Source organism: Nocardiopsis valliformis DSM 45023, from assembly GCF_000340985.1.
GTDB classification, from domain to species: domain Bacteria; phylum Actinomycetota; class Actinomycetes; order Streptosporangiales; family Streptosporangiaceae; genus Nocardiopsis; species Nocardiopsis exhalans.
In genome coordinates this window covers 1-19,879 of the sequence record NZ_ANAZ01000014.1, presented here as the reverse complement: position 1 = coordinate 19,879, position 19,879 = coordinate 1, and the positions used below count along the sequence as shown (strand labels likewise).

Genomic DNA, 19,879 nt, shown 5'->3' with positions numbered 1-19,879 from the left:
GAACCCTTGACCACGACGCCAAGCAGAACTTCGACCGAACCCGGCACAGCCGGTACAGCCGACGGTCTCGGCCCGACCACCGTGCTGGTCGCCAACCGGGGCGAGATCGCGCTCCGGGTGATGCGCACCCTGCGCCGCACCGGACTGCGTTCGGTCGCGGTGTACACCGACGCCGACGCCGCATCCCCGCACACCCTGGCCGCCGACGAGGCCTACCGGGTGGAGCGTTACCTGGACGCCGACGCCATCGTCGCCGCGGCCCTGGCCGGCGGGGCCAGCATGATCCACCCCGGTTACGGCTTCCTGTCCGAGAACGCCGACTTCGCACGAGCCTGCACCGACGCCGGGCTGATCTTCGTCGGCCCGCCCGCAGCCGCGATCGAGGCGATGGGCGACAAGATCCGCGCCAAGGACACCGTGGCCGCCGCGGGCGTACCGGTCCTGGGCGGGTTCACCGAGAAGCCCGGGCAGCCCTTGCCCGACGACGAGCTGCTGCGCGCGGCCGCCGAGACCGGGTACCCGCTGCTCATCAAGCCCTCCGCCGGAGGCGGCGGCAAGGGCATGCGGGCCGTGCACGCACCCGAAGCGCTGGTCGCCGACGCCGCGTCCGCCCGCCGGGAGGCGCTGGCCTCCTTCGGTGACGCCACCCTGCTGGTGGAGAAGCTGGTCCAGCGGCCGCGCCACATCGAGGTGCAGGTCCTGGCCGACGCCCACGGCAACGTCCTGCACCTGGGCGAGCGCGAGTGCAGCCTGCAGCGCCGCCACCAGAAGGTGGTGGAGGAGGCACCCTCCCCCCTGCTCAGCGAGGAGCAGCGGGCCACCATGGGCGAGGCCGCGGTAGCCGCCGCCCGCTCCTGCGGTTACGTGGGCGCGGGCACGGTGGAGTTCATCGCCGAGACCGGGGCCGACGGCGAGCTGTCGTTCTCCTTCCTGGAGATGAACACCCGCCTACAGGTGGAGCACCCGGTGACCGAGGAGGTCGTGGCGGTGCGCGGCGAGCGCGGCGTGGACCTCGTGGAGCTCCAGCTGCGCGTGGCCGCCGGTGAGCCGCTGCCCTTCACCCAGGACGAGGTTTCGTGGGTCGGGCACGCGGTGGAGACACGGATCTACGCCGAGGACGCCGACCGCGGCTTCCTACCCTCGGGCGGTCCGATCCTGGCGCTGCACGAGCCCTCGGGCCCGGGCGTGCGCGTGGACTCAGGGGTGGCCGAGGGCGGCGCGGTGACCTCCGACTTCGACCCCATGCTGGCCAAGGTGATCACCTGGGGTGCGGACCGGGCCGGGGCACTACGCCGGATGGACGCGGCGCTGGCCTCCTACACGCTGCTGGGCTGCGTGACCAACACCGCCTACCTGCGCAGGCTGTTGCTGCACCCGCGGGTGGTGGCCGGTGACCTGAGCACCGACCTGATCGCCCAGGACCCGCCGCCCGCCGCCCCCGAGGGCGTGCCGGAGGAGGTGTACGCGGCCGCGGCCGTGGACCACCAGCTGGATCTGGAGGGCCCGCCCGGTTCCCGAGGCGCGGCGAGCGCCGACCGGTTCGCGGTGCCCGACGGCTGGCGGATGGGTGGCCCGGCCTGGACGCTGTGGCGGCTGCGCGCGCCCGGGCACGAGGCGACCGTGGTGCGAGTCCGCCGCGACGGTGCCGCCGGGCGCTACCTGGTGAGTGTGGACGGCCCCGGCTCCGAGCCCGGTTCGGGAACCGAACCCGTCACCGGAGAGCACGAGATAACCGGCCGCAAGCCCGTGCAGGTACACGCCCGGCGCTCCGCCGACGGCACCCGGCTCACCGTTACCACCCCCGACCGGACACACACCTACCTGCGCGCCGACGACCCGGCCACCGCCCATCGCTGGCTGGGCGCCGACGGCTCGGCCTGGACCCTGCACGAGGAGCCCGTCACCGCCGCGCTGCGCGAGAACGACGCCGCCGCCGACGGCACGGTGCGCAGCCCCATGCCCGGCACCGTGCTCGACGTCCCGGTCCGGGTGGGCCAGGAGGTCACCGCCGGGACCACCCTCGTGGTGGTCGAGGCGATGAAGATGGAGCACTCCGTGGCCGCACCCGTGGACGGAACCGTCACCACCGTGGCGGTCCGCCCCGGTTCCTCCGTGCCCATGGACGCCGTCCTGGTCACCGTCGAACCCCTCACCGCGTCGGCCGAGAACCCGGCTGACGCCCCTTCCACCTCCAGCACCGAGGAGCAGCAGCGATGAACCGCCACGAACTCTCGACCGAGCACGCCGACCTGCGGGCCGCCGTGGAGACCTTCGCCCAGACCGAGGTCGCGCCGGTGATCGGCGACTTCTACGAGCGGGGCGCGTTCCCCTACAACCTCGTCGCCAAGATGGGCCAGATGGGGTTGTTCGGGCTGCCCTTCCCCGAGGAGCACGGCGGTATGGGCGGGGACTACTTCGCCCTGTGTCTGGCCCTGGAGGAGCTGGCCCGGGTGGACTCCTCCGTGGCTATCACCCTCGAAGCGGGGGTGTCCCTCGGTGCGATGCCGATCCACCGCTTCGGTACCGAGGAACAGAAGAAGACCTACCTGCCCAAGCTGACCTCCGGCGAGGCGCTCGGCGCGTTCGGCCTGACCGAGCCGGACGGCGGCTCCGACGCCGGGGCGACCAAGACCACCGCGCGCCTGGAGAACGGCGAGTGGGTGATCAACGGGACCAAGTCGTTCATCACCAATTCGGGAACCGACATCACCGCCCTGGTCACGGTGACCGCGGTGACCGGCAAGCGCGAGGACGGGCGCCCGGAGATCTCCTCGATCCTGGTCCCCAAGGGCACCCCGGGCTTCTCCGTGGGGCAGAAGTACTCCAAGGTCGGCTGGAACGCCTCGGACACCAACGAGCTCGTCTTCGAGGACTGCCGCGTCCCCGAGGCCAACCTGGTCGGTGAGCGCGGCCGCGGCTACGCCCAGTTCCTGCGCATCCTCGACGAGGGCCGCATCGCCATCGCCGCGCTCTCCGTCGGCCTGGCCCAAGGCTGTGTGGACGAGAGCGTGCGCTACGCCCACGAGCGCCAGGCCTTCGGCCACAGCATCGGCGCCTACCAGGCGATCCAGTTCAAGATCGCCGAAATGGAGTCCCGCACCTACAGCGCCCGCCTGGCCTACTACGACGCGGCCTCCCGGATGCTCGCCGGAGAGCCCTTCAAGAAGGAGGCGGCGATCGCCAAGCTCATCGCCTCCAACGCCGCGATGGACAACGCCCGCGACGCGACGCAGATCTTCGGCGGCTACGGCTTCATGAACGACTACCCCGTGGGCCGCTTCTACCGCGACGCCAAGATTCTCGAGATCGGCGAGGGCACCAGCGAGGTCCAGAAGATGCTCATCGCGAGGGAACTCGGGCTGCCCGCCTGACGCGCGCACCCCACAGACCCGCGGCCCCGGACAGCGTCATCGAAACCCAGATGGAGTTCCCGGGGCCGCGTTCTCGTGTCTGCGCCCCAAGGGAATCCGTAACACGATGAGACACGCGGCGCTACGTTTGATGTATGAAGACGATCACACAGAGAGAGTTCCGAAACAAGGCCGCCGCTGTCATGGACGCAGTGGAGGCCGGGGAAACCTTCCATGTCACGCGTAACGGGGTGGAGGTCGCCGAAGTGAGGCCCATCGCCCGCAGGCGCAAACTCAGCGCACAGGAACTGGTTGAGCGTCACCGGCGCCTACCCAGGGTCGACCATGCCGAAATGAGGGACGAAGCCGATGAGTTCTTCGGCGACGAAGATCGGGTCGGCGAGGACGAACATGCCTGAAAGCCACGCATCCGGGGTCCTCGACACCTACGCCTTCATTGATCTACCTGATCTCGACCCTGCGGTCCTGCCGGACTTTCCCGAGATCACCTCCGTCACCATGGCTGAACTCCATCAGGGGTCGCCATGGCGAAGGAGCCCGTGGCCAGAGCTGCGCGCACAGAACGGCTCCAGGCCGCGGCCGTGGATTTCGTGCCGCTGCCGTTCGATGGTGAAGCTGCCGCACGCTACGGCACCCTGGTGGCATGGACCATCGCGGCGAACCGCAGCCCGAAGCCGCGCAGGATGGATCTGATGATCGCCTCGATCGCCTCCGTTCACGCGCTGCCCCTCTACACACGGAACGCGGAGGACTTCAAGGGACTTGAAAGCGCCCTAGAGGTCATCGCGATCTGAACTCGCCTGCGTCGGCACGGTCGGGGCGACTGCGTCGAGGCCACCGAAACCTCCGGGGTTGTCACGTCAGGGACACCGAGCACCGGGAGCTGGTCGCGCGCTCCTTCTCTTCCTGGGAACGGAATACCTGCCTCTCCACCACCCGAAAACCGGCAGAGACCCCCTGCACCGCCGAACTTCTCGGGGTTCCGGCGCGTCGCACACACCAGAGCCTCTCGCTGTGTGACGGTTCCGTCACCGGTCAGGGCGGCCGTACCCCTCCGACCCCCTAACCCCCCGCGAGGTACCGACGCCGTGTTCACCTCCCCACGCCGTTCCCTGCCCGTGTTCACGCCCCTGGGCGCACACGACCCCGCCCGGTTGGGCCCGCACCGGCTACTGGGGCGCCTGGGGTCCGGCGGGATGGGCACCGTCTATCTGGGCCGCTCCCGGTTCGGGCGCTTGGTCGCGGTCAAGGCCGTGCACCCGGAGCTGGCCGACGAGCCGGAGTTCCGGGCCCGCTTCGCCCGTGAGGTCGGATCGCTGCGCCGCGTCCGCAGCCGCTTCGTGCCGCGCTTCATCGGCGCCGCGCCCCGGGCCCGGAGTCCCTGGTTGGCCACCGAGTTCATCCCCGGGCCGACCCTGCACGCACGGGTCAGGGGCACCGGCCCGCTGATCGGCCGCTCCCTGACCGGGCTGGCCGCCGGGGTGGCCTCGGCGCTGGCCGACATCCACGGCGCCGGGCTCGTGCACCGCGACCTCAAGCCCAGCAATGTCATCATCTCCCCCGACGGCCCCCGCATCCTGGACTTCGGAATCGCCCGTGCCCTGGACAGCACCCTCTGCTCCCCGGCGGGTCACGTGTACGCCCCGGGCCGCGACGGGCGTTCCGTGGACGTCGCCGCCAACACCCGGGCGGGCGGGGTGGCGGGCACCCCCGGCTGGATCGCCCCCGAGCGGCTCCTGGGCGCGCCCGCCACCACCGCCTCTGACGTGTTCTCGTGGGGGCAGCTGACCGCCTACGCCGCCACCGGCCGCAACCCCTTCGGGCGCGGGAGCGTCGGCACCGTCACCCGTCGGGTGCTGCGCGGTGCGGCCGACCTGGCCGAGCTCCCATCGGAGTTGGTCCCCCCGGTCCACGCCGCGCTGACTGCACCCGCCGCCTACCGACCCACCCCGGAACAGATCCTGCGCGACCTCCACCTGAATCCGGCGACTCCCTGGCCACTTCCGGACAACAGGAAGCCCGCATTCACCTGATCACTCTCAGTATTCGCCCTGCGTGGTTCGCCCCGGCGATGCGTTCGGAACCGACGCCCGCCAGGCCCCCGAAAGCCGAGCGTTCGCGCTGCTGGGGGCTGGTCCCGGCCGGTGCCCGCGGTCCGTCGGGGAGGGCCGTGGGACAGCCGGGGAGAGGGGCCCGCCGCAGGGTGCACACCTGCCCAGTGTCACCGAGAGACAACACCGAGGGGTGACAAGCACCACTTATCGGAACAGAATGGACCCATACGGCCAGTGCGGGCCCCCTGATTTTCGGGCTCACGGCGCCCGGCCCGCGACGCGGGACAGCCACGGGCCCCTGGTCCTCACATTTCCCCACCGGAGGAGAGACCGGATGGAAGGCGCTCTGTCCCTGATCGCCCTGGTCGCCGTGGTGGTGTCGGCCGGGGTGATCACGGTCGCCGCGCACTTTCGCAAGGAACGGGTCAGCGAGCTGCGGCACTGGGCCGACGAACACGGCTGGCACTACACCGAGCACCACCCTCGGCCGCTGGAGGAGGCGACCCTGCCCCTTGCCCTGCGCGGACGCGACCCGCGGGTGCGGCACGTACTCACCGGACGACGCGGCGCACACCTGGTCACGATGTACGAACTCAGCCACAGCACCCCGACGGCCGCTCGGCGCGGTACCGGACGGGCCCGGCACACCCACCGCGTCGTGGCCGTGCACACGCCGGGTACCGGAGGCGAACTGGAGATCCGCCGCCGGGACCTGGCACGTACCGTCTCCCTGGACGGCCGGGGCGGCCCGGAGGAGGTCGACCGGGCCTTCGCCGAGGCCTTCCACACCGTCAGCTCCGACGACCGCTTCGCCCGCGCCGTCCTGGACCACGGCACGGTCTCCTGGCTGCTGTCAGACTGCCGCTCGCGCTCCCTGCCGGTGCGCTTCACCAGCGGCCACGTCATGACCTGGGCGGCCATGCGCCTGGACCCCGACCGCGCCCTGACCGCGGCGGACTACCTGATCGACCTGGTGAGCCGGGTCCCCGACCAAGCCTGGGAACGCAACACCACGGGGTCCTGAATCACAGCACCGCGCGATCTGCGAGTACGGACCCGTCATCCACGGACACAACGCAACCGTGGGTATCCGACCCCGAGCGTACGGTTCCGTCAGTCGAGGCGGATAAAATCCGGCATACCCCAACGCACGAGGAGCAGTACCCCATGAGCGACCCCAATGCCACGCACCGCATCTCGCGCGCGGACCTGTTCCGCGACGACGAGGAGGAGATCGCGCCGGACCCCAACGCCACAGCGAAGATCTCCCGCGAGGACCTCTTCAAGGACGACAAGGACGACAAGAGCCCGCGTGAGCGCGGCTGATCCGGCCCTTCCCGAAGCGGCGGAGCGCCCGCCCCCGGCAGGGGACGGGCGCTCTTCGCGTGGAGGGGGACGCCGAACGCGCCTCGGCTGCCCCTACGGGCGGCGCTCGCGGACGGCGGCGACGATCTCGGCCACCGCCTCGTCCACCGGCACACCGTTGTTCTGCGAACCGTCGCGGTAGCGGAAGGACACCGCGTTCTTGCTGATGTCCTCGTCACCGGCCAGCAGCATGAAGGGGACCTTCTGCTTCTGGGCGTTGCGGATCTTCTTCTGCATGCGGTCGTCGCTGGCGTCGACCTCGACCCGGATCCCCTCCGCGCGCAGCTTGGCGGCGACCTCCTGGAGGTAGGGGACGTGCTCGTCGGCGATCGGGATGCCCACCGCCTGGACCGGGGCCAGCCAGGCCGGGAACGCGCCCGCGTAGTGCTCCAGCAGCACGGCGAAGAACCGCTCGATCGAACCGAACAGGGCGCGGTGGATCATCACCGGGCGCTGACGGGTGCCGTCGGCAGCGGTGTACTCCAGGTCGAAGCGCTCGGGCAGGTTGAAGTCCACCTGGATGGTGGACATCTGCCAGGTCCGGCCGATGGCGTCCTTGGCCTGAACGGAGATCTTCGGGCCGTAGAAGGCGGCGCCGCCCGGGTCCAGGACCAGTTCCAGGCCCTGCTTCTCGGCCGCCCGACGCAGGGTGTCGGTGGCCTCCTCCCAGTTGGCGTCGTCGCCGATGTACTTCTCCGGGTCCTTGGTGGACAGCTCCAGGTAGAAGTCCTCCAGGCCGTAGTCGCGCAGCAGGTCCAGCACGAAGGTGAGCAGCGAGTCGAGCTCGTCCGCCATCTGCTCCTTGGTGCAGTAGATGTGCGCGTCGTCCTGGGTGAAGCCGCGGGCGCGGGTCAGGCCGTGCACCACACCGGACTTCTCGTACCGGTACACGGTGCCGAACTCGAACATGCGCAGCGGCAGCTCACGGTAGGAGCGCCCGCGCGCGTCGAAGATCAGGTTGTGCATCGGGCAGTTCATCGGCTTCAGGTAGTAGTCCTGACCACCGTCGAGCTGCATGGGGGGGTACATGCCGTCCGCGTACCAGTCCAGGTGCCCCGACTTCTCGAACAGGGCGCTCTTGGTGGCGTGCGGCGAGTAGACGAACTCGTAGCCGCCCTCCTCGTGGCGCTTGCGGGAGTAGTCCTCCATCACCCGGCGGATGATGCCGCCCCTGGGGTGGAAGACGGCCAGGCCGGAGCCGATCTCGTCCGGAATGGAGAACAGGTCCAGCTCGGAGCCGAGCTTGCGGTGGTCGCGCTTCTCGGCTTCCTCCAGGAAGGCCAGGTACTCCTTGAGCTTGTCCTTGGACTCCCAGGCGGTGCCGTAGACGCGCTGGAGCTGCGGGTTGGTCTCCTTGCCACGCCAGTAGGCGGCGGCGGTGCGCATCAGCTTGAAGGCCGGGATCGCCTTGGTGGTGGGGATGTGCGGACCGCGGCACAGGTCCTTCCAGCACAGCTCGCCGGTGCGGGAGTGGATGTTGTCGTAGATGGTGAGCTCACCGGCGCCGACCTCGGCGGAGGCGCCCTCGGCGGCCTCAGCGGCGCCGCCCTTGAGGCCGATCAGCTCCAGCTTGTAGGGCTCGGTGGCCAGTTCGGCGCGGGCGTCGTCGTCGGAGACGGCGCGGCGGTCGAAGCGCTGCCCCTGCTTGATGATCTGCTGCATCTTCTTCTCGATGCTCTTGAGATCGGCAGGGGTGAAGGGCTCGGCGACGTCGAAGTCGTAGTAGAAGCCGTTGTCGACGGGCGGGCCGATGCCCAGCTTGGCCTCGGGGAAGAGCTCCTGGACGGCCTGGGCGAGCACGTGCGCGGTGGAGTGGCGCAGGATCGCCCGGCCCTCCTCGGAGTCGATCGCGACGGGCTCGACGGCGTCGCCGTCGGAGAGCTCCCAGGCCAGGTCGCGGGGCTCACCGTTGACCAGGGCGGCGATCACGGTCCTGCCGTCCGCCTCCAGCGCCTGCCCCGCGGTAGTCGTGGCCGCCACCGCACGCGGGGTTCCGGCGAGGGTGATGTGCAGCTCAGACGCGGCGGACACGGTGACTCCTAGGGATTACGTCGATGTCGTGGATGCGAACCGGCCGACGGCCGGGCCAGCGGCCGACACTTCAAGGCCAGGCGTTTCGCTCCCCCGATGCTATCGGCTCCGGGGTAGCGGTGCTTCTGGTTGTCCACAGGGGAGCGACCGGGCTGCCCGAGCGGCGCGGGAGAGGCCCTGAGGCGGTGGCAGCGCCCCCGGGGCTTCAGGCAGCGAGGCGAACCGTCCTGATTCGGCCGGGGGATTCGGCCGCGCGGGAGCATCGTCGCCCGGTTCTTCGTCGTACCCGCGAAGCTCACTGGAGAGGTGGGACCGACCGATGCCGGAAGGTTCTGTCATAGAACATCACCTTTTCCGGGGGTTCTCCGAAGCCCCTGCGGGAACCATTGATCAGATCAGCGGGATCAGTGACAATCAGCAGACATCCGATCACGCCCATCAATCTCGACCTGAAAGCATCCGTCGCATCGACCGAATACTGTGAGCGCATGTCACCGAGCCCACCCAACGGGCCCCCGGCCCCGGAGACATCCCCCATTCGCCATGCCCGCGTACGACGGTGGAGGCGCCTGCGCGCACGGCTCCGCCTGTTCAGAAAACGGATGCACACCCACCCTGTCCTGCACATTCCCTGGCGTGTCCTGGTCGGCACGGTGGGCACCGTCGTCGTGCTGGCCGGGATCGCCATGATGGTCCTTCCCGGCCCCGGGGTCGCCTCGGTCCTCCTCGGCCTGCTCATCCTCAGCACCGAGTTCCGCTGGGCCCACCGCCTGCTGCGCCCCGCGCGCGTGTGGGCGCGCCGGAGCGAGAAGTGGGCGGTCAAGACCAAGGACGAGTACCTGGAGCGCCGCCGCGAGCGCAGGGCCGCCAAGGCCGCACGCCGTGGACGCGCCTCCGGCTCGGGCCCCCCTCCCCCGGACACTCCGACCGAGTGAGCGCCCCCGCGGGATGAGGGCTCTCCCACGAGGCTCCCCCGGGCGCTGCCCCGGGGGACCTAATTATGGGCGGGAACTTTTCCCGTTCCGATCCGACTCCGAAACCTGGCCCCGGCCGCATACCCGCACGTTGCCCGGGGCTGACCGGACCAAAACAAAAAAGAGGGACCCAGTCCGTGCGATACGGAGTGGGTCCCTCTGTCATGTGGGCGATACTGGACTCGAACCAGTGACCTCATCGGTGTGAACGATGCGCTCTAGCCAACTGAGCTAATCGCCCCTTTGGGCTGCTGCCCCGTCCGGCCTCGTCGGCCTGACAAGAAAAACTCTAGCGCATGTTTGAGAGTGGTCGACGCACCCGACTCCGCCCAGCAAACCCAGAGTTGTGTGATCGAGGTCACATTTACCGGTCGGCGGGATCCCACAGGATTCCTTTGCCGGCCACGATCCCCGTAATGAGTAGGAGTTCCCGCCCCCGTGGACCCTCCCGGAGCGACCGCGGATTGACCTCCGCGTGACACGGGCCACTCATCATGGGGAAATCTTTGGTTTCCCCTGGTCATTACAGTGACGAAGGATCGTGGTGCTGCGACGCGGCGCGCTGGCTCCGCTGGGCGGGCAGCGAGACCTCCGGTCCCACCGACCAAGAAATTCTCCGTACTCACGTCATAGTCCGCGGCCAGCCGCGTTGGAGCGAGTGAGACGGCAACCCGGCCCGCGACCCAGGACTCTGGGCCGGACGAGAAAAGGTTTGGCGAACATGAACAGTAGTGACACGACTGCCACCGCCGAGCTGGGCCTGCGACTCGTGGTCCCGGAGCGCACCGCGGTTCCCCTGATCGCACGACTCGACTACAGCGCTGACGACCCGTACGCGATCCGCGTCGCGTTCCACACCGGCGAGGACAACCCCGTCGAGTGGATCTTCGCGCGCGAACTCCTCACCGTGGGCATCGTGCGCCCCGTCGGCGAGGGCGACGTCCGCGTGTGGCCCTCCAAGGACGAGAGCGGCGACCGTTCGGTCAGCATCGCGCTCTCCTCGCCCTTCGGCCAGGCCGAGTTCGACACCCAGGTCTCCCCGCTGGCGGAGTTCCTCCACCGCACCTACGAGATCGTCCCGGCCGGTCAGGAGGCCCAGTTCGTGGACCTCGACGAGGAGATCGAGCAGCACCTCCACTCCTGAGGGGCACGCGCGCTCCTGAGCCGCCCTCAAGAGCACACACCTGCCAGAGGGCACACGCCCCCTCTCCCCCAGGAGCGGGCACAGCCGAGAAGCCGCGGGATCACAGGAGGCGAAGAGGGGGACGGCGCCTGGGCGCCGTCCCCCTCTCCTGTCGTCTTCCGCACGTGTTCCCGTACGCCGTCAACCCGTCACGGATCGATGTCGGCCGCCGAGCGCTCGGCGAACACCGCCATCGCCTTCGCCGTGATCGGCCCCGCCTCGGCCGACACGCGCTGGTCGTCGATGTTGAGGATCGGCTGCACGTCACGGCCGGTGGAGGTCAGGAAGGCCTCGGAGATCTCCGGAAGCCGCTCCATCGGAACGTCCTCCTCCTCTCCGCCGAACCACTCCAGGACCAGTTCCCGGGTGATGCCGGCCAGCGGGCCTGCCGACAGCGGCGGGGTGAGGAGTTTGCCGTCGAGCACCACGAAGATGTTGCTCCCGGTTCCCTCGCAGAGGTTCCCGCTGATGTTGCGGAAGATCGCCTCACTGCCCCCGCGCTCGCGGGCGTAGGCCAGGGCGCGCACGTTGTCCGCGTAAGAGGTGGTCTTGAGCCCGGCCAGCGCTCCGAACTCGTTGCGCGGCCAGGGAGCCAGGGACACGTCCGTGGCCGGGGCGATGCTGGGGAAGGCGCCCAGTGCCACGATCGCGGTCTGCTCACCCGTGCCGCGGTCCGAACCGAGCGGCCCGGCCCCGTCCGTGACGGTGATGCGCACGCGGGCGTCGGTCAGCTCCGGGTTGGCCGCGATCGCCTGGGCCACCCCGTCCGCGATCAGTTCCAGGTCGGGCTCGTCCATACCCAGCCCCCGCGCGGAGCGGGCCAGCCGCTTCAGGTGCCGGGTGAGCGCGAACGGCCTGCCGTTCTGCGCGCGCACCGTCTCGAAGACGCCGTCCCCCACAGTGATCCCGTGGTCGAGCACCGGGATCCGCGCTTCCTTCTCCTCCAGCACGGCGCCGCGACCGTAACCGGCGCCGGCGATCCACACCCTCATTCCAACCCCCAAGTTCTCAAGGGCCCTGGTCGGGCCGGTGACACCTCGAATCCTCCCACCTCGGGCCCTCCCCTCGCCTGGAGATCTGACAAGCCAGCCGTACCGCTGGGGCGAGACCTTGACAAGTCCCCTGTCCGGCACCGGCCGCTGGTCCGGTTTTCCAACTCTGCGCAGGACCCTGTCATCACTGGTCAGACCCGTGGGCCACCCGGGGTGGCCCACCCGGGGTCGATGGCTGAAGCCGGACAGATAAGTTACGAATGACTATCATCTGGGCAACGCTTATGCGGGACCGGTGGCAGCCTCCCCTAGCCGCCTCTGCAGTCCGGTGCACGCGAAGCGCCCCGCAGCGCGCGTGTCCCGCCACGCACGACCACACCAGACACAGCAAAGAGAGACATGACCCCACCGAGCACCGCCCGCGGCGAACTCAGCTGGCTGCTGGACGACCTCCTCACCCGCGCCTCGGGCACACAACACGCCATCGTCCTGTCCACCGACGGCCTCCTTATGGCCACCTCCAGCGGACTCGACCGCCCCGCCGCCGAGCACCTGTCGGCCATCGCCTCCGGTCTGCACAGCCTCGCGGGAGGAGCGAGCAAGCAGTTCTCCGCGGGGACCATCCGGCAGAGCATCATCGAGATGGACCGCGCTTTCCTCTTCGTCGCCGCCGCCGGCGAGGGTGCGTGCATGGCCCTGATGTCGGACGCCGACAGCGACGTGGGCCTGATTGCCTACGAGATGAACAAGGTGATCGAGCGGGTCGGCCAATACCTGTCCGCCCCTCCGCGTCCGGACATGCCGTCCACCCCCGCGCACGTGGAGAAGTAGCTCCTGTCGCCGCGGCGGGCCGGCCAGGCCTGCCCCGGCAGGGCGCGTACACGCCCCCCGCACACAACCGATTTCGCACTTCCCCCAACCTTCCGCTAGAGTTCTTAACGCAGCGAGGGACGCGGCGCCGGGAACACCGGAGCCACACAGGAACTCGCCGCGCGGACGTGGCTCAGCTGGTAGAGCATCACCTTGCCAAGGTGAGGGTCGCGGGTTCGAATCCCGTCGTCCGCTCGCAGAAGGGCGAACATGGGCCCGCAGGCTCCTTGTGTTTGTCGTAGGCCGGAGTGGCCGAGTGGTTGAGGCAAGGGACTGCAAATCCCTGCACACGGGTTCGATTCCCGTCTCCGGCTCCATTTTCCTTGCCACCAAGTGATTCATACACTGACCGACGTGTGGTTTTTGTGCTCCGTCCGGTCTTCGGGGCCGGATGCGATCGGCTTCAGGCGGTCACGGCGTCCAGGTCTTGGCCGATGTTGAGCCCCAGATCGCAACAGGACGTGCATTCTCCGGTGACCTCGTGCTCGCGGCGAAGGTCGGCGAACCATTCGGCGTCCTGTCCGTGCGTCGCCTCCAAGTGCCGCGCACGGTGTCACACATCCGCACCAGCGGATGGCCCCCTCCCCATACAGCCTCCACCAGAGTCGGTAGCCGGTCGATGACCCGCCCCGCGCCCAGCCGGACTGTGAGGGTGAGACGACCTGGACGGCGTTCCGGGTCGATCCGATCACAGAGCTTGAGCAGGGCGTCACGTCCCGTGGAGGGGCCGACCTTGCAGGCCACCGGGTTGGCGATCGCCCCCAGCAGCGCGATATACGCTCCCTCCGGGTCATCCGTGCGCTCACCGCCCCACGGCCAGTACGTGGACGAGAGCAGAAGCCTGCCGTCCGGGGTCCGCCGCAGCAGGGGCATCTCGTAGTCGAGCAGCAGGGCCTCGTGCGCGGTCCGCACCGGCGGGTCGTCATCCCCGGGACCGTCCGAAGCGAGCCAACCGAGGTGGCCCATCGTCGAGCACGCGGACCATCTCCCGTGTGTCCAGGGCGGTGGTGGCTGACAGCTCGCACAGGATCGAAGTGCACTACACCGTCGCCGAACCCGTCTCCGGCATCCGGAGCTTCACCGATCAGCACGTACTGACCCTTATCGAGCGCGAACACTATGAGGAGGCGTTCACCGCCGCGGGTTGCACCGTGTACTACGTCGCGGGGGCGCCGGTCTTTTTCGCGGGTATCCGCGCGGGCGGACCCGCGGTGTGAGCGGACAGTGGACGGCCAGTGCGCACCCGAGGATAGCTTCTCCCCATGTCAGGACGGTAGAGAGTCGAAGGAGACAGAACATGGAATTGGGCCTCTCGGGAAAGACCGCGGTGGTCACGGCGGCCTCCGGCGGGATCGGCGGGGCGGTGGTGCGCACCCTCGTCGAGGAGGGGGCCCGGGTCCTGGGCGCGGACCTGACCGTCTCCGCCCAGCTGAAGGAGAGCGGCGCCCTGACCGTCGAGGCGGACCTGACCACCCCTGAGGGCGTGAGGGCCCTAAGGGATGCGGTCGAGGCCGAGTTCGACGGGATCGACCTCCTGGTCAACGCGGTGGGCGGCCTGGCGAACTACCCGATCGAGAAGTCCGGCGAGATCGAGGACTCCACCTGGGAGAAAGCCTTTGACCTGAACTTCTTCGCGCCGCTGCGCATCACACGTGAGCTCCAGGAGGGACTGCGGGGCGCTATCGTCAACGTGTCGACCAGTGTGGCACGCTGGCCCAACACCGGCCCGGCCTTCTACAGCACCCCCAAGTCCGCGCTGACCACCCTGAGCAAGGCCTGGGCCGACGAGCTCGGCGCACGCGGCATCCGCGTCAACACAGTCTCCCCCGGGCTCATCCGCACGCCCCTGTGGGACGATTACGGGCCCCGGCTGCGCGACAGCTTCGGCATGGACAACGAAGCGAACGAATTCCTGGACGGGCTCCCGCTGTTGGCGGGCGTCACTCTGGGGCGCTGGGGCACGCCCCAGGAGGTCGCCAACCTGATCGTCTTCCTGGGCTCCCCCGCCGCCAGTTTCATCACCGGTCAGGACTATCTGATCGACGGCGGCGCCGAGAAGATCCGCTAGGGCGACAGACCGCGTCGAGGGGCCGCCGTGACCGGCGGCCCCTTCCGTTGTTCAGGAACCCGCCTCGGGGATGTGCACCCGTTCTCACCGAGGCGGGTCCGCGGTTGCCTGCCTCCCCTGATGCCTGCCGGGCGTAAGCGTGGTCAGGCGAGGACGACAGCGATATCCCGGACCGAGCTCACGAGAAGCTCCGGCTGGCTGGTGCGCAATCTCCCTGCCGGTCGAACCGCGACCTCACGCGCGCCCAACGGTTTCTCAAGGGGTGAGCGCCTGCTCGTCCCTGTCGCGCAGGATCCGCGCCACGTCGCGCAGCGCCGTCTCCAGCTGGCCGATCGCCTCGTCCGTCAGCCCGATGGACGGGGCGAAACGCAGCGTGTTGACCGCGCTCGCCGTGGGCAGCACCCGAACACCGTGGGTGCGAAGCAGGTAGCCGGACAGGACGTACCCCAGGATGTCGGCCTCGGCCAGGAACCGGAAGACCTCGGAAGGGGACTCGGAGGTGTCGCGGAATTCCAGACCCAGCATCAGGCCACGTCCGCGGACGTCCTCCACGACGTCGGGGAAGTCCGCGCGCACCGACTCCAGAACGGACTTCAGGCGCTCACCCCGCTCGGCCGCGCGGCGGTACGCGGCGCCGTCCTCCGCTTCCAGCGTCTCCAGGACGCGGACGGCGATCGGTGTGGAGATGCCGTCCTTGGCGAAGGTGGAGCTGTGCAGCATCTCGAACTCGCCGCGGTACAGCTCCTCCCGGACGAGCATGACCGAGGATTTGGCAATCCCGCCGCCCAGGCTCTTGGAAAGCGTGTAGTAGTCACCGCGCAGGCCGATGGAGGAGCTGGCCAGGAAGGAGCCGGTACGCCCCATCCCGCTCTGCACCTCGTCCACGATGATCGGACACCCGATCTCCGCGCAGGTGTCCTGGACCCGCTCGGCGAACTCCCGGGTGACCTCGCGGATACCCCCCTCGCCCTGGATCGGCTCCAAGAGGAAGGCCCCGAATACCGGGGCGAGCCGTTCGACGACACGAATCGCTCCGTCCTCGACCTCCAGGTCCCACACCCACGCCCTCAGCTCGTCCACCGCCTTGGTGAGGGCGTCCGGCTGGTTCAAAGGAACGAAACGCGCCTGCGCGGCCATGGCGGCGAAGGGCTCGCGGAACCCGTGGTTGTGGGTGAGCTGCACGCTTCCGACGAGTTTGCCGTGGAAGGACCCCTCCAGGCTGAGGTAGGCCGGGGGGCGCGAGAGTACCTGCTCGTTGTGCCGCCGCAGTCGCTCCACCAGGGCGCTCAGTACCTGTTCCGCGGTGTGGGAGGGAGCGGCCCCCGCGCGCTCGCGTTCCGCGGCGCCGAGGGTGGCGCCCTCGGCGATCGCGGAGCCCGCGAGGTCGACGTGCTCGGCGATCTCGGTGCGCAGCGCGGCGACCTTCCGCGCCCGGTCGAACTCGGCGTGCTTGACGGCGGCCTCCACAGCTTCGGCGCCGGTGCTGGCGAAGAAGGCGAAGTAGGGCTCGACGCTGCCGGTCTCGCGCGTGATGGCGGCGTTGAGCAACTGGGCGGCCCGGTTGGCCACTGGGTGGTGAGCGGTCTGCGCGTACACCGGCACCTGACGGTCCAGCAACTCCCTGACCAGGTCGGTGATCTCTGGTGGGTTGTGCCCGAGGATGAGCGATCCGTAGCCCCCGGCGAAGTCGGTGACCGGTACCTCCCTTCCCTGGTCGTCCAACCGGTACAGGGTGTCGCCCTCAGCACGGACATACTCCACGTCCAGCCCGGCGGAGGCCAACATCGTGCGCATGTAGGGCTCGGCGAGTTCTCTCTCGGGTGTCGGACTCATCGCTTCCTCTCGTCAGGAGACAGACCGACGGGCCCGCTGGGGCAACCGCCCCGCCGCGGACGGCCGCCTCAGAGAATGGTGTTCCAGATCATCCCCGAAACCGACCACCGACCGGTAACTGGCCACGAAGTCCGAATGTGGACCCAGTTATTCCGCTGTGGCCATTCAGTGGATGCCGGGATGTAATTTCTCCCTGATCATTGTCTCGGAGCATCAGAAGATCCTAATTCTTCATGTCCCACGAGGAGTGGATGACTATGGGTGGTCGACCCGCAAGGCATATCGTCGTGGTGGGCGCGGGAATCGCCGGGCTGCTGACAGCGGCAGCCGCCGCCCGACACGCCGAGCGCGTGACGGTGGTCGAGCGCGACTCCCTCGCTGAGAACGGCCCCCGACGGGGTTCTCCCCAGGACCGGCAGGCCCACGACCTTTTGGCCCGCGGGCACCAGATCGTCGAGACTCTCCTACCGGGCACGGCCAACCGCCTGGTGGCCGCGGGCGCCCCCCTCGGGGACGCGGGGGCCCAGGCTCGCTGGATCATCAACGGCCGGACACTCCGCAGAGTCCACACCGGAATGAACGTGGCCCCGGCGACTCGGCCCCTGCGCGAGTCCCTGATCCGCGAGCAGGTCCGCGCGCTCCCGGGTGTCACGGTCCTCGACGGCACCAGTGTCGTCAGTCTGGTGTCCGGTCCCGACCGCAGGGTCGCCGGTGCCGTGTGCCAGAGCCGGAGCCAGGAGCGGGTCATCCGCGCCGACCTGGTCGTGGACGCCAGTGGGCGGGCATCACGGGCCGGGGTATGGCTGCGCGAGCTGGGTTACGCCCGGCCGGAGGAGGAGAAACGCAGGATCGACGTCAACTACGTCACCTGCCTCTACCGTGCCCCGGAGGAGGCGTTCGACGGTGACGTCTCCATCAACGTGATGGCAACCCCGGAGGTGCCGCGCGGGTCGAGCTGCCAGCGGGTGGAAGGGGGTAACACGCTCCTGACCGTCTACGGGCTCCTGAACGACCGCCCCCCGACCGACCCGGCGGGGCTGCTGGACTTCACCAAGTCACTACCCGCCGACGACGTGTACCGGGTGATCGAGGGCTCCACTCCGGTCTCCGAGGCGACCAGGTACGGGTTCCCCGCCAACCTGCGCCGCCGCTACGAGCTGATGGAGGACTTCCCCCGGGGGTTCCTCGTGCTCGGTGACTCCGTGTGCAGCACCAACCCGCGCTACGGCCAGGGCATGACGGCAGCGGCGATGGGCGTCGAGCTCCTGAGTGAGCACCTGGAGGACGGCACGGACCCGGATCCGCGGGGCTTCTTCCGTGATCTGGCCACACGCGTGGTCGACGGCGTCTGGAACACGACCGTCGTCACCGACCTGAGTTACCCGGGAGTGGAAGGCGAGCGAACCGACGACGTGCTCTGGATGCACGAGTTCTTCCGCCGTGTGATCGATGCCGCCGCCGAGGACCCCGACGTGGCTCTGGAAGTCATCCGGGCATGCGGGCTGGTCGTCCCCTTCGAGTCCCTGGCGGAGCCCGCGGTGATGGCGGCCGTCGAACGCCACGGCGGACCCGTCTGACGCGCTTCAAGGGACCGGAACAGCCGTTCCCGGAGTTGGGGAAGCTCGGTTACCGAAGCATTACTGCCCCTTTCTAAGGTACAGCAGAAGATATCGGTGGGCCTATATGCCTGCCTCGCGAAGCAAATAATTTCCTGCCATTGGGGATTCTTGTGTCGATTGAATCTGGCGTTCTGGACGGCCGCGAAGGCCTCTTCTTCGAGAAGAACAGGAACGACGAGGCGATCGCGGTCGTCGGAATTTCCTGTCGGTTTCCCAATGCCTCCGATCCCGGAGCTTTCTGGGAAATGCTCCGTTCCGGGCGGCACGGCGTGGCCGAGGCCCCGGCTGATCGGCGCACCGCGGACCGGGACACGACCCGGGCCGGTTTCATCGACGGGATCGGCGACTTCGACGCCGGCTTCTTCGGTATCTCACCGCGCGAGGCGGCAGCGATGGACCCGCAGCAGCGGATCATACTGGAACTGGCCTGGCAGGCCCTGGAGGACGCCGCCGTCGTTCCCGGCAGTCTCAAGGACTCCAAGGTCGGGGTGTTCGTCGGCTCGCTTCGCGACGACTACGCGGTCCTGCTCGGCCAGCACGGCGACGAGGCGATCGACCGGAACAGCATGACCGGCGTCAGCCGCGCCCTCATCGCCAACCGGGTGTCGTACCATCTGGGGCTGACCGGACCGAGCATGACGGTGGACACGGCCCAGTCCTCGTCCCTAGTGGCCGTGCACCTGGCCTGCGCCAACCTGCGGTCCGGGGAGTCCTCCCTGGCGCTGGCAGCCGGGATCCACCTCAACATCATCCCCGAGAGCGAGGTCACGGAGGAGCGCTTCGGCGTGCTGTCCCCCGACGGCCGGTGCTACACCTTCGACACCCGGGCCAATGGGTTCGTGCGGGGTGAGGGCGGCGCTGTGGTGGCCCTCCAGCCCCTGGACCAGGCACTCGCCCAAGGTAAGCGGATCTACGGGGTGATCCTGGGCAGCGCGGTCAACAACGACGGCGCCTCCGACGGGCTGACCACACCCGGCGAGCACACCCAGGCCGAGGTGATCAAGCAGGCGCACGAGCAGGCAGATGTGGACCCGGAGGCGGTCCAGTACATCGAGCTCCACGGGCCGGGAACCCCGGTCGGCGACCCGATCGAGGCGGCAGCCCTAGGAACCGCGATCGGGGGACGGCGCAGCCCCACCGAACCGCTCTACGTCGGCTCGGTCAAGACCAACATCGGTCACCTGGGAGGCGCGGCGGGCATCGCCGGTCTGGTCAAGGTCCTGCTCAGCCTCCACCACCGGGAACTACCGCCCAGCCTGAACTTCGAGACCCCCAACCCCGGCATCCCGCTGGACGACCTGAATCTGAACGTGCGCACCGACTCGGGCCCTTGGCCCTACGTCGATCGCCCCCTAGTCGCCGGTGTCTCCTCCTTCGGGATGGGTGGGACCAACTGCCACGTGGTCCTGGAGGAAGCCCCCTACTGCCAGGTGCCGCCCAAAGCAGATCAGCCGGACGAGTCCGCCGTGGCGTGGGTGGTGTCAGGTCACACCCACAACGCCCTACGCGCCCAAGCCAC

Annotated in this window: 18 protein-coding genes and 3 tRNA genes; 16 read left to right on the top strand and 5 right to left on the bottom strand. The window is 69.2% G+C overall.

Features of this window, described 5'->3' with window-relative positions; translation table 11 throughout:
• Nucleotides 1–6 precede the first annotated feature (6 nt).
• From D457_RS0115300 to D457_RS36465, 7 genes are all read left to right on the top strand, one after another.
• Nucleotides 7–2,217 (top strand): ATP-binding protein, encoded by a 2,211-nt coding sequence (locus D457_RS0115300; protein ID WP_394297047.1) that lies wholly within the window; start codon nt 7–9, stop codon nt 2,215–2,217.
• The gene (locus D457_RS0115295) at nt 2,214–3,371 is read left to right on the top strand and encodes an acyl-CoA dehydrogenase family protein (RefSeq protein ID WP_017581542.1); all 1,158 of its coding nucleotides are present in this window, start codon (nt 2,214–2,216) and stop codon (nt 3,369–3,371) included. Before D457_RS0115300 ends, D457_RS0115295 begins: the two co-directional genes overlap by 4 nt.
• Before the next feature lie 134 nt (nt 3,372–3,505).
• Nucleotides 3,506–3,769: a type II toxin-antitoxin system Phd/YefM family antitoxin gene (locus D457_RS0115290; RefSeq protein WP_017581541.1), complete on the top strand. Its 264-nt coding sequence runs from the start codon at nt 3,506–3,508 to the stop codon at nt 3,767–3,769.
• A 126-nt stretch (nt 3,770–3,895) separates the two neighbouring features.
• Complete coding sequence (locus tag D457_RS32620) at nt 3,896–4,165, top strand: PIN domain-containing protein (protein ID WP_017581540.1); 270 nt, start codon at nt 3,896–3,898, stop codon at nt 4,163–4,165.
• 294 nt (nt 4,166–4,459) lie between these two features.
• A complete protein-coding gene (locus D457_RS0115280; RefSeq protein ID WP_017581538.1) occupies nt 4,460–5,404 on the top strand; it encodes a serine/threonine-protein kinase in 945 nt (314 codons plus the stop codon).
• Between the two features lie 355 nt (nt 5,405–5,759).
• Nucleotides 5,760–6,449, top strand: a complete 690-nt coding sequence (locus D457_RS0115275) for a hypothetical protein (protein WP_017581537.1) — start codon at nt 5,760–5,762, stop codon at nt 6,447–6,449.
• Between the two features lie 143 nt (nt 6,450–6,592).
• A complete protein-coding gene (locus D457_RS36465) occupies nt 6,593–6,751 on the top strand; it encodes a hypothetical protein (protein WP_017581536.1) in 159 nt (52 codons plus the stop codon).
• 93 nt (nt 6,752–6,844) lie between these two features.
• On the opposite strand, the gene thrS is transcribed toward D457_RS36465, so the two are convergent.
• Nucleotides 6,845–8,821 (bottom strand): threonine--tRNA ligase, encoded by a 1,977-nt coding sequence (thrS, locus tag D457_RS0115265; protein ID WP_017581535.1) that lies wholly within the window; start codon nt 8,819–8,821, stop codon nt 6,845–6,847.
• Nucleotides 8,822–9,423: 602 nt separating this feature from the next.
• Here thrS and D457_RS0115260 point away from each other — a divergent pair.
• Nucleotides 9,424–9,756 carry a PGPGW domain-containing protein gene (locus tag D457_RS0115260; RefSeq protein ID WP_017581534.1) on the top strand — a complete coding sequence of 111 codons (333 nt, stop codon included), beginning with the start codon at nt 9,424–9,426 and terminating at the stop codon, nt 9,754–9,756.
• A 206-nt stretch (nt 9,757–9,962) separates the two neighbouring features.
• Here D457_RS0115260 and D457_RS0115255 read toward each other — a convergent pair.
• Nucleotides 9,963–10,036: transfer RNA gene (locus D457_RS0115255), tRNA-Val, on the bottom strand.
• A 480-nt stretch (nt 10,037–10,516) separates the two neighbouring features.
• Between D457_RS0115255 and D457_RS0115250 the strand changes: the two genes are divergently transcribed.
• Nucleotides 10,517–10,939, top strand: coding sequence for an SsgA family sporulation/cell division regulator (locus D457_RS0115250; protein WP_017581533.1), 423 nt, complete (start codon nt 10,517–10,519; stop codon nt 10,937–10,939).
• 188 nt (nt 10,940–11,127) lie between these two features.
• Here the strand turns inward: D457_RS0115250 and D457_RS0115245 are convergent, their stop codons facing one another.
• Nucleotides 11,128–11,970, bottom strand: a complete 843-nt coding sequence (locus tag D457_RS0115245; protein WP_017581532.1) for an aminotransferase class IV — start codon at nt 11,968–11,970, stop codon at nt 11,128–11,130.
• A gap of 399 nt (nt 11,971–12,369) precedes the next feature.
• Between D457_RS0115245 and D457_RS0115240 the strand changes: the two genes are divergently transcribed.
• The 3 genes from D457_RS0115240 (at nt 12,370) to D457_RS0115230 (ending at nt 13,157) form a co-directional block, all read left to right on the top strand.
• On the top strand, nt 12,370–12,801 hold the full coding sequence (locus tag D457_RS0115240) for a roadblock/LC7 domain-containing protein (protein ID WP_017581531.1): 432 nt from the start codon (nt 12,370–12,372) through the stop codon (nt 12,799–12,801).
• Between the two features lie 161 nt (nt 12,802–12,962).
• Nucleotides 12,963–13,035: transfer RNA gene (locus tag D457_RS0115235), tRNA-Gly, on the top strand.
• A 47-nt stretch (nt 13,036–13,082) separates the two neighbouring features.
• Nucleotides 13,083–13,157 (top strand) — tRNA-Cys (locus D457_RS0115230).
• Nucleotides 13,158–13,251: 94 nt separating this feature from the next.
• Here D457_RS0115230 and D457_RS34800 read toward each other — a convergent pair.
• On the bottom strand, nt 13,252–13,752 hold the full coding sequence (locus D457_RS34800) for a 3-deoxy-7-phosphoheptulonate synthase (RefSeq protein WP_239646117.1): 501 nt from the start codon (nt 13,750–13,752) through the stop codon (nt 13,252–13,254).
• Nucleotides 13,753–13,832: 80 nt separating this feature from the next.
• On the opposite strand from D457_RS34800, the gene D457_RS0115220 reads away from it, so the two are divergent.
• Both D457_RS0115220 and D457_RS0115215 read left to right on the top strand, forming a co-directional pair.
• Nucleotides 13,833–14,057: a hypothetical protein gene (locus D457_RS0115220; protein WP_026116677.1), complete on the top strand. Its 225-nt coding sequence runs from the start codon at nt 13,833–13,835 to the stop codon at nt 14,055–14,057.
• An 80-nt stretch (nt 14,058–14,137) separates the two neighbouring features.
• Entirely contained in the window at nt 14,138–14,908 is a 771-nt protein-coding gene (locus D457_RS0115215; protein WP_017581528.1) for an SDR family NAD(P)-dependent oxidoreductase, read from the top strand.
• A 255-nt stretch (nt 14,909–15,163) separates the two neighbouring features.
• Here the strand turns inward: D457_RS0115215 and D457_RS0115210 are convergent, their stop codons facing one another.
• A complete protein-coding gene (locus D457_RS0115210) occupies nt 15,164–16,741 on the bottom strand; it encodes an aspartate aminotransferase family protein (protein WP_017581527.1) in 1,578 nt (525 codons plus the stop codon).
• 257 nt (nt 16,742–16,998) lie between these two features.
• Between D457_RS0115210 and D457_RS32615 the strand changes: the two genes are divergently transcribed.
• On the top strand, nt 16,999–18,318 hold the full coding sequence (locus tag D457_RS32615) for an FAD-dependent oxidoreductase (RefSeq protein ID WP_039831321.1): 1,320 nt from the start codon (nt 16,999–17,001) through the stop codon (nt 18,316–18,318).
• A 152-nt stretch (nt 18,319–18,470) separates the two neighbouring features.
• A partial coding sequence (locus D457_RS32610; protein WP_204367456.1) for a type I polyketide synthase occupies nt 18,471–19,879 on the top strand: 1,409 nt, incomplete at its 3' end.

Bases quoted from the DNA above. Each gene is read 5' to 3' on its own strand.
- D457_RS32620 (WP_017581540.1), top strand. From the start codon at position 3,896: ATGGCGAAGGAGCCCGTGGCCAGAGCTGCGCGCACAGAACGGCTCCAG.
- D457_RS0115250 (WP_017581533.1), top strand. From the start codon at position 10,517: ATGAACAGTAGTGACACGACTGCCACCGCCGAGCTGGGCCTGCGACTC.
- D457_RS0115245 (WP_017581532.1), bottom strand. From the start codon at position 11,970: ATGAGGGTGTGGATCGCCGGCGCCGGTTACGGTCGCGGCGCCGTGCTG.
- D457_RS32615 (WP_039831321.1), top strand. From the start codon at position 16,999: ATGGGTGGTCGACCCGCAAGGCATATCGTCGTGGTGGGCGCGGGAATC.
- D457_RS0115240 (WP_017581531.1), top strand. From the start codon at position 12,370: ATGACCCCACCGAGCACCGCCCGCGGCGAACTCAGCTGGCTGCTGGAC.
- D457_RS0115260 (WP_017581534.1), top strand. From the start codon at position 9,424: ATGCACACCCACCCTGTCCTGCACATTCCCTGGCGTGTCCTGGTCGGC.
- D457_RS0115290 (WP_017581541.1), top strand. From the start codon at position 3,506: ATGAAGACGATCACACAGAGAGAGTTCCGAAACAAGGCCGCCGCTGTC.
- D457_RS0115275 (WP_017581537.1), top strand. From the start codon at position 5,760: ATGGAAGGCGCTCTGTCCCTGATCGCCCTGGTCGCCGTGGTGGTGTCG.
- D457_RS36465 (WP_017581536.1), top strand. From the start codon at position 6,593: ATGAGCGACCCCAATGCCACGCACCGCATCTCGCGCGCGGACCTGTTC.
- D457_RS0115295 (WP_017581542.1), top strand. From the start codon at position 2,214: ATGAACCGCCACGAACTCTCGACCGAGCACGCCGACCTGCGGGCCGCC.
- D457_RS0115210 (WP_017581527.1), bottom strand. From the start codon at position 16,741: ATGAGTCCGACACCCGAGAGAGAACTCGCCGAGCCCTACATGCGCACG.
- D457_RS0115215 (WP_017581528.1), top strand. From the start codon at position 14,138: ATGGAATTGGGCCTCTCGGGAAAGACCGCGGTGGTCACGGCGGCCTCC.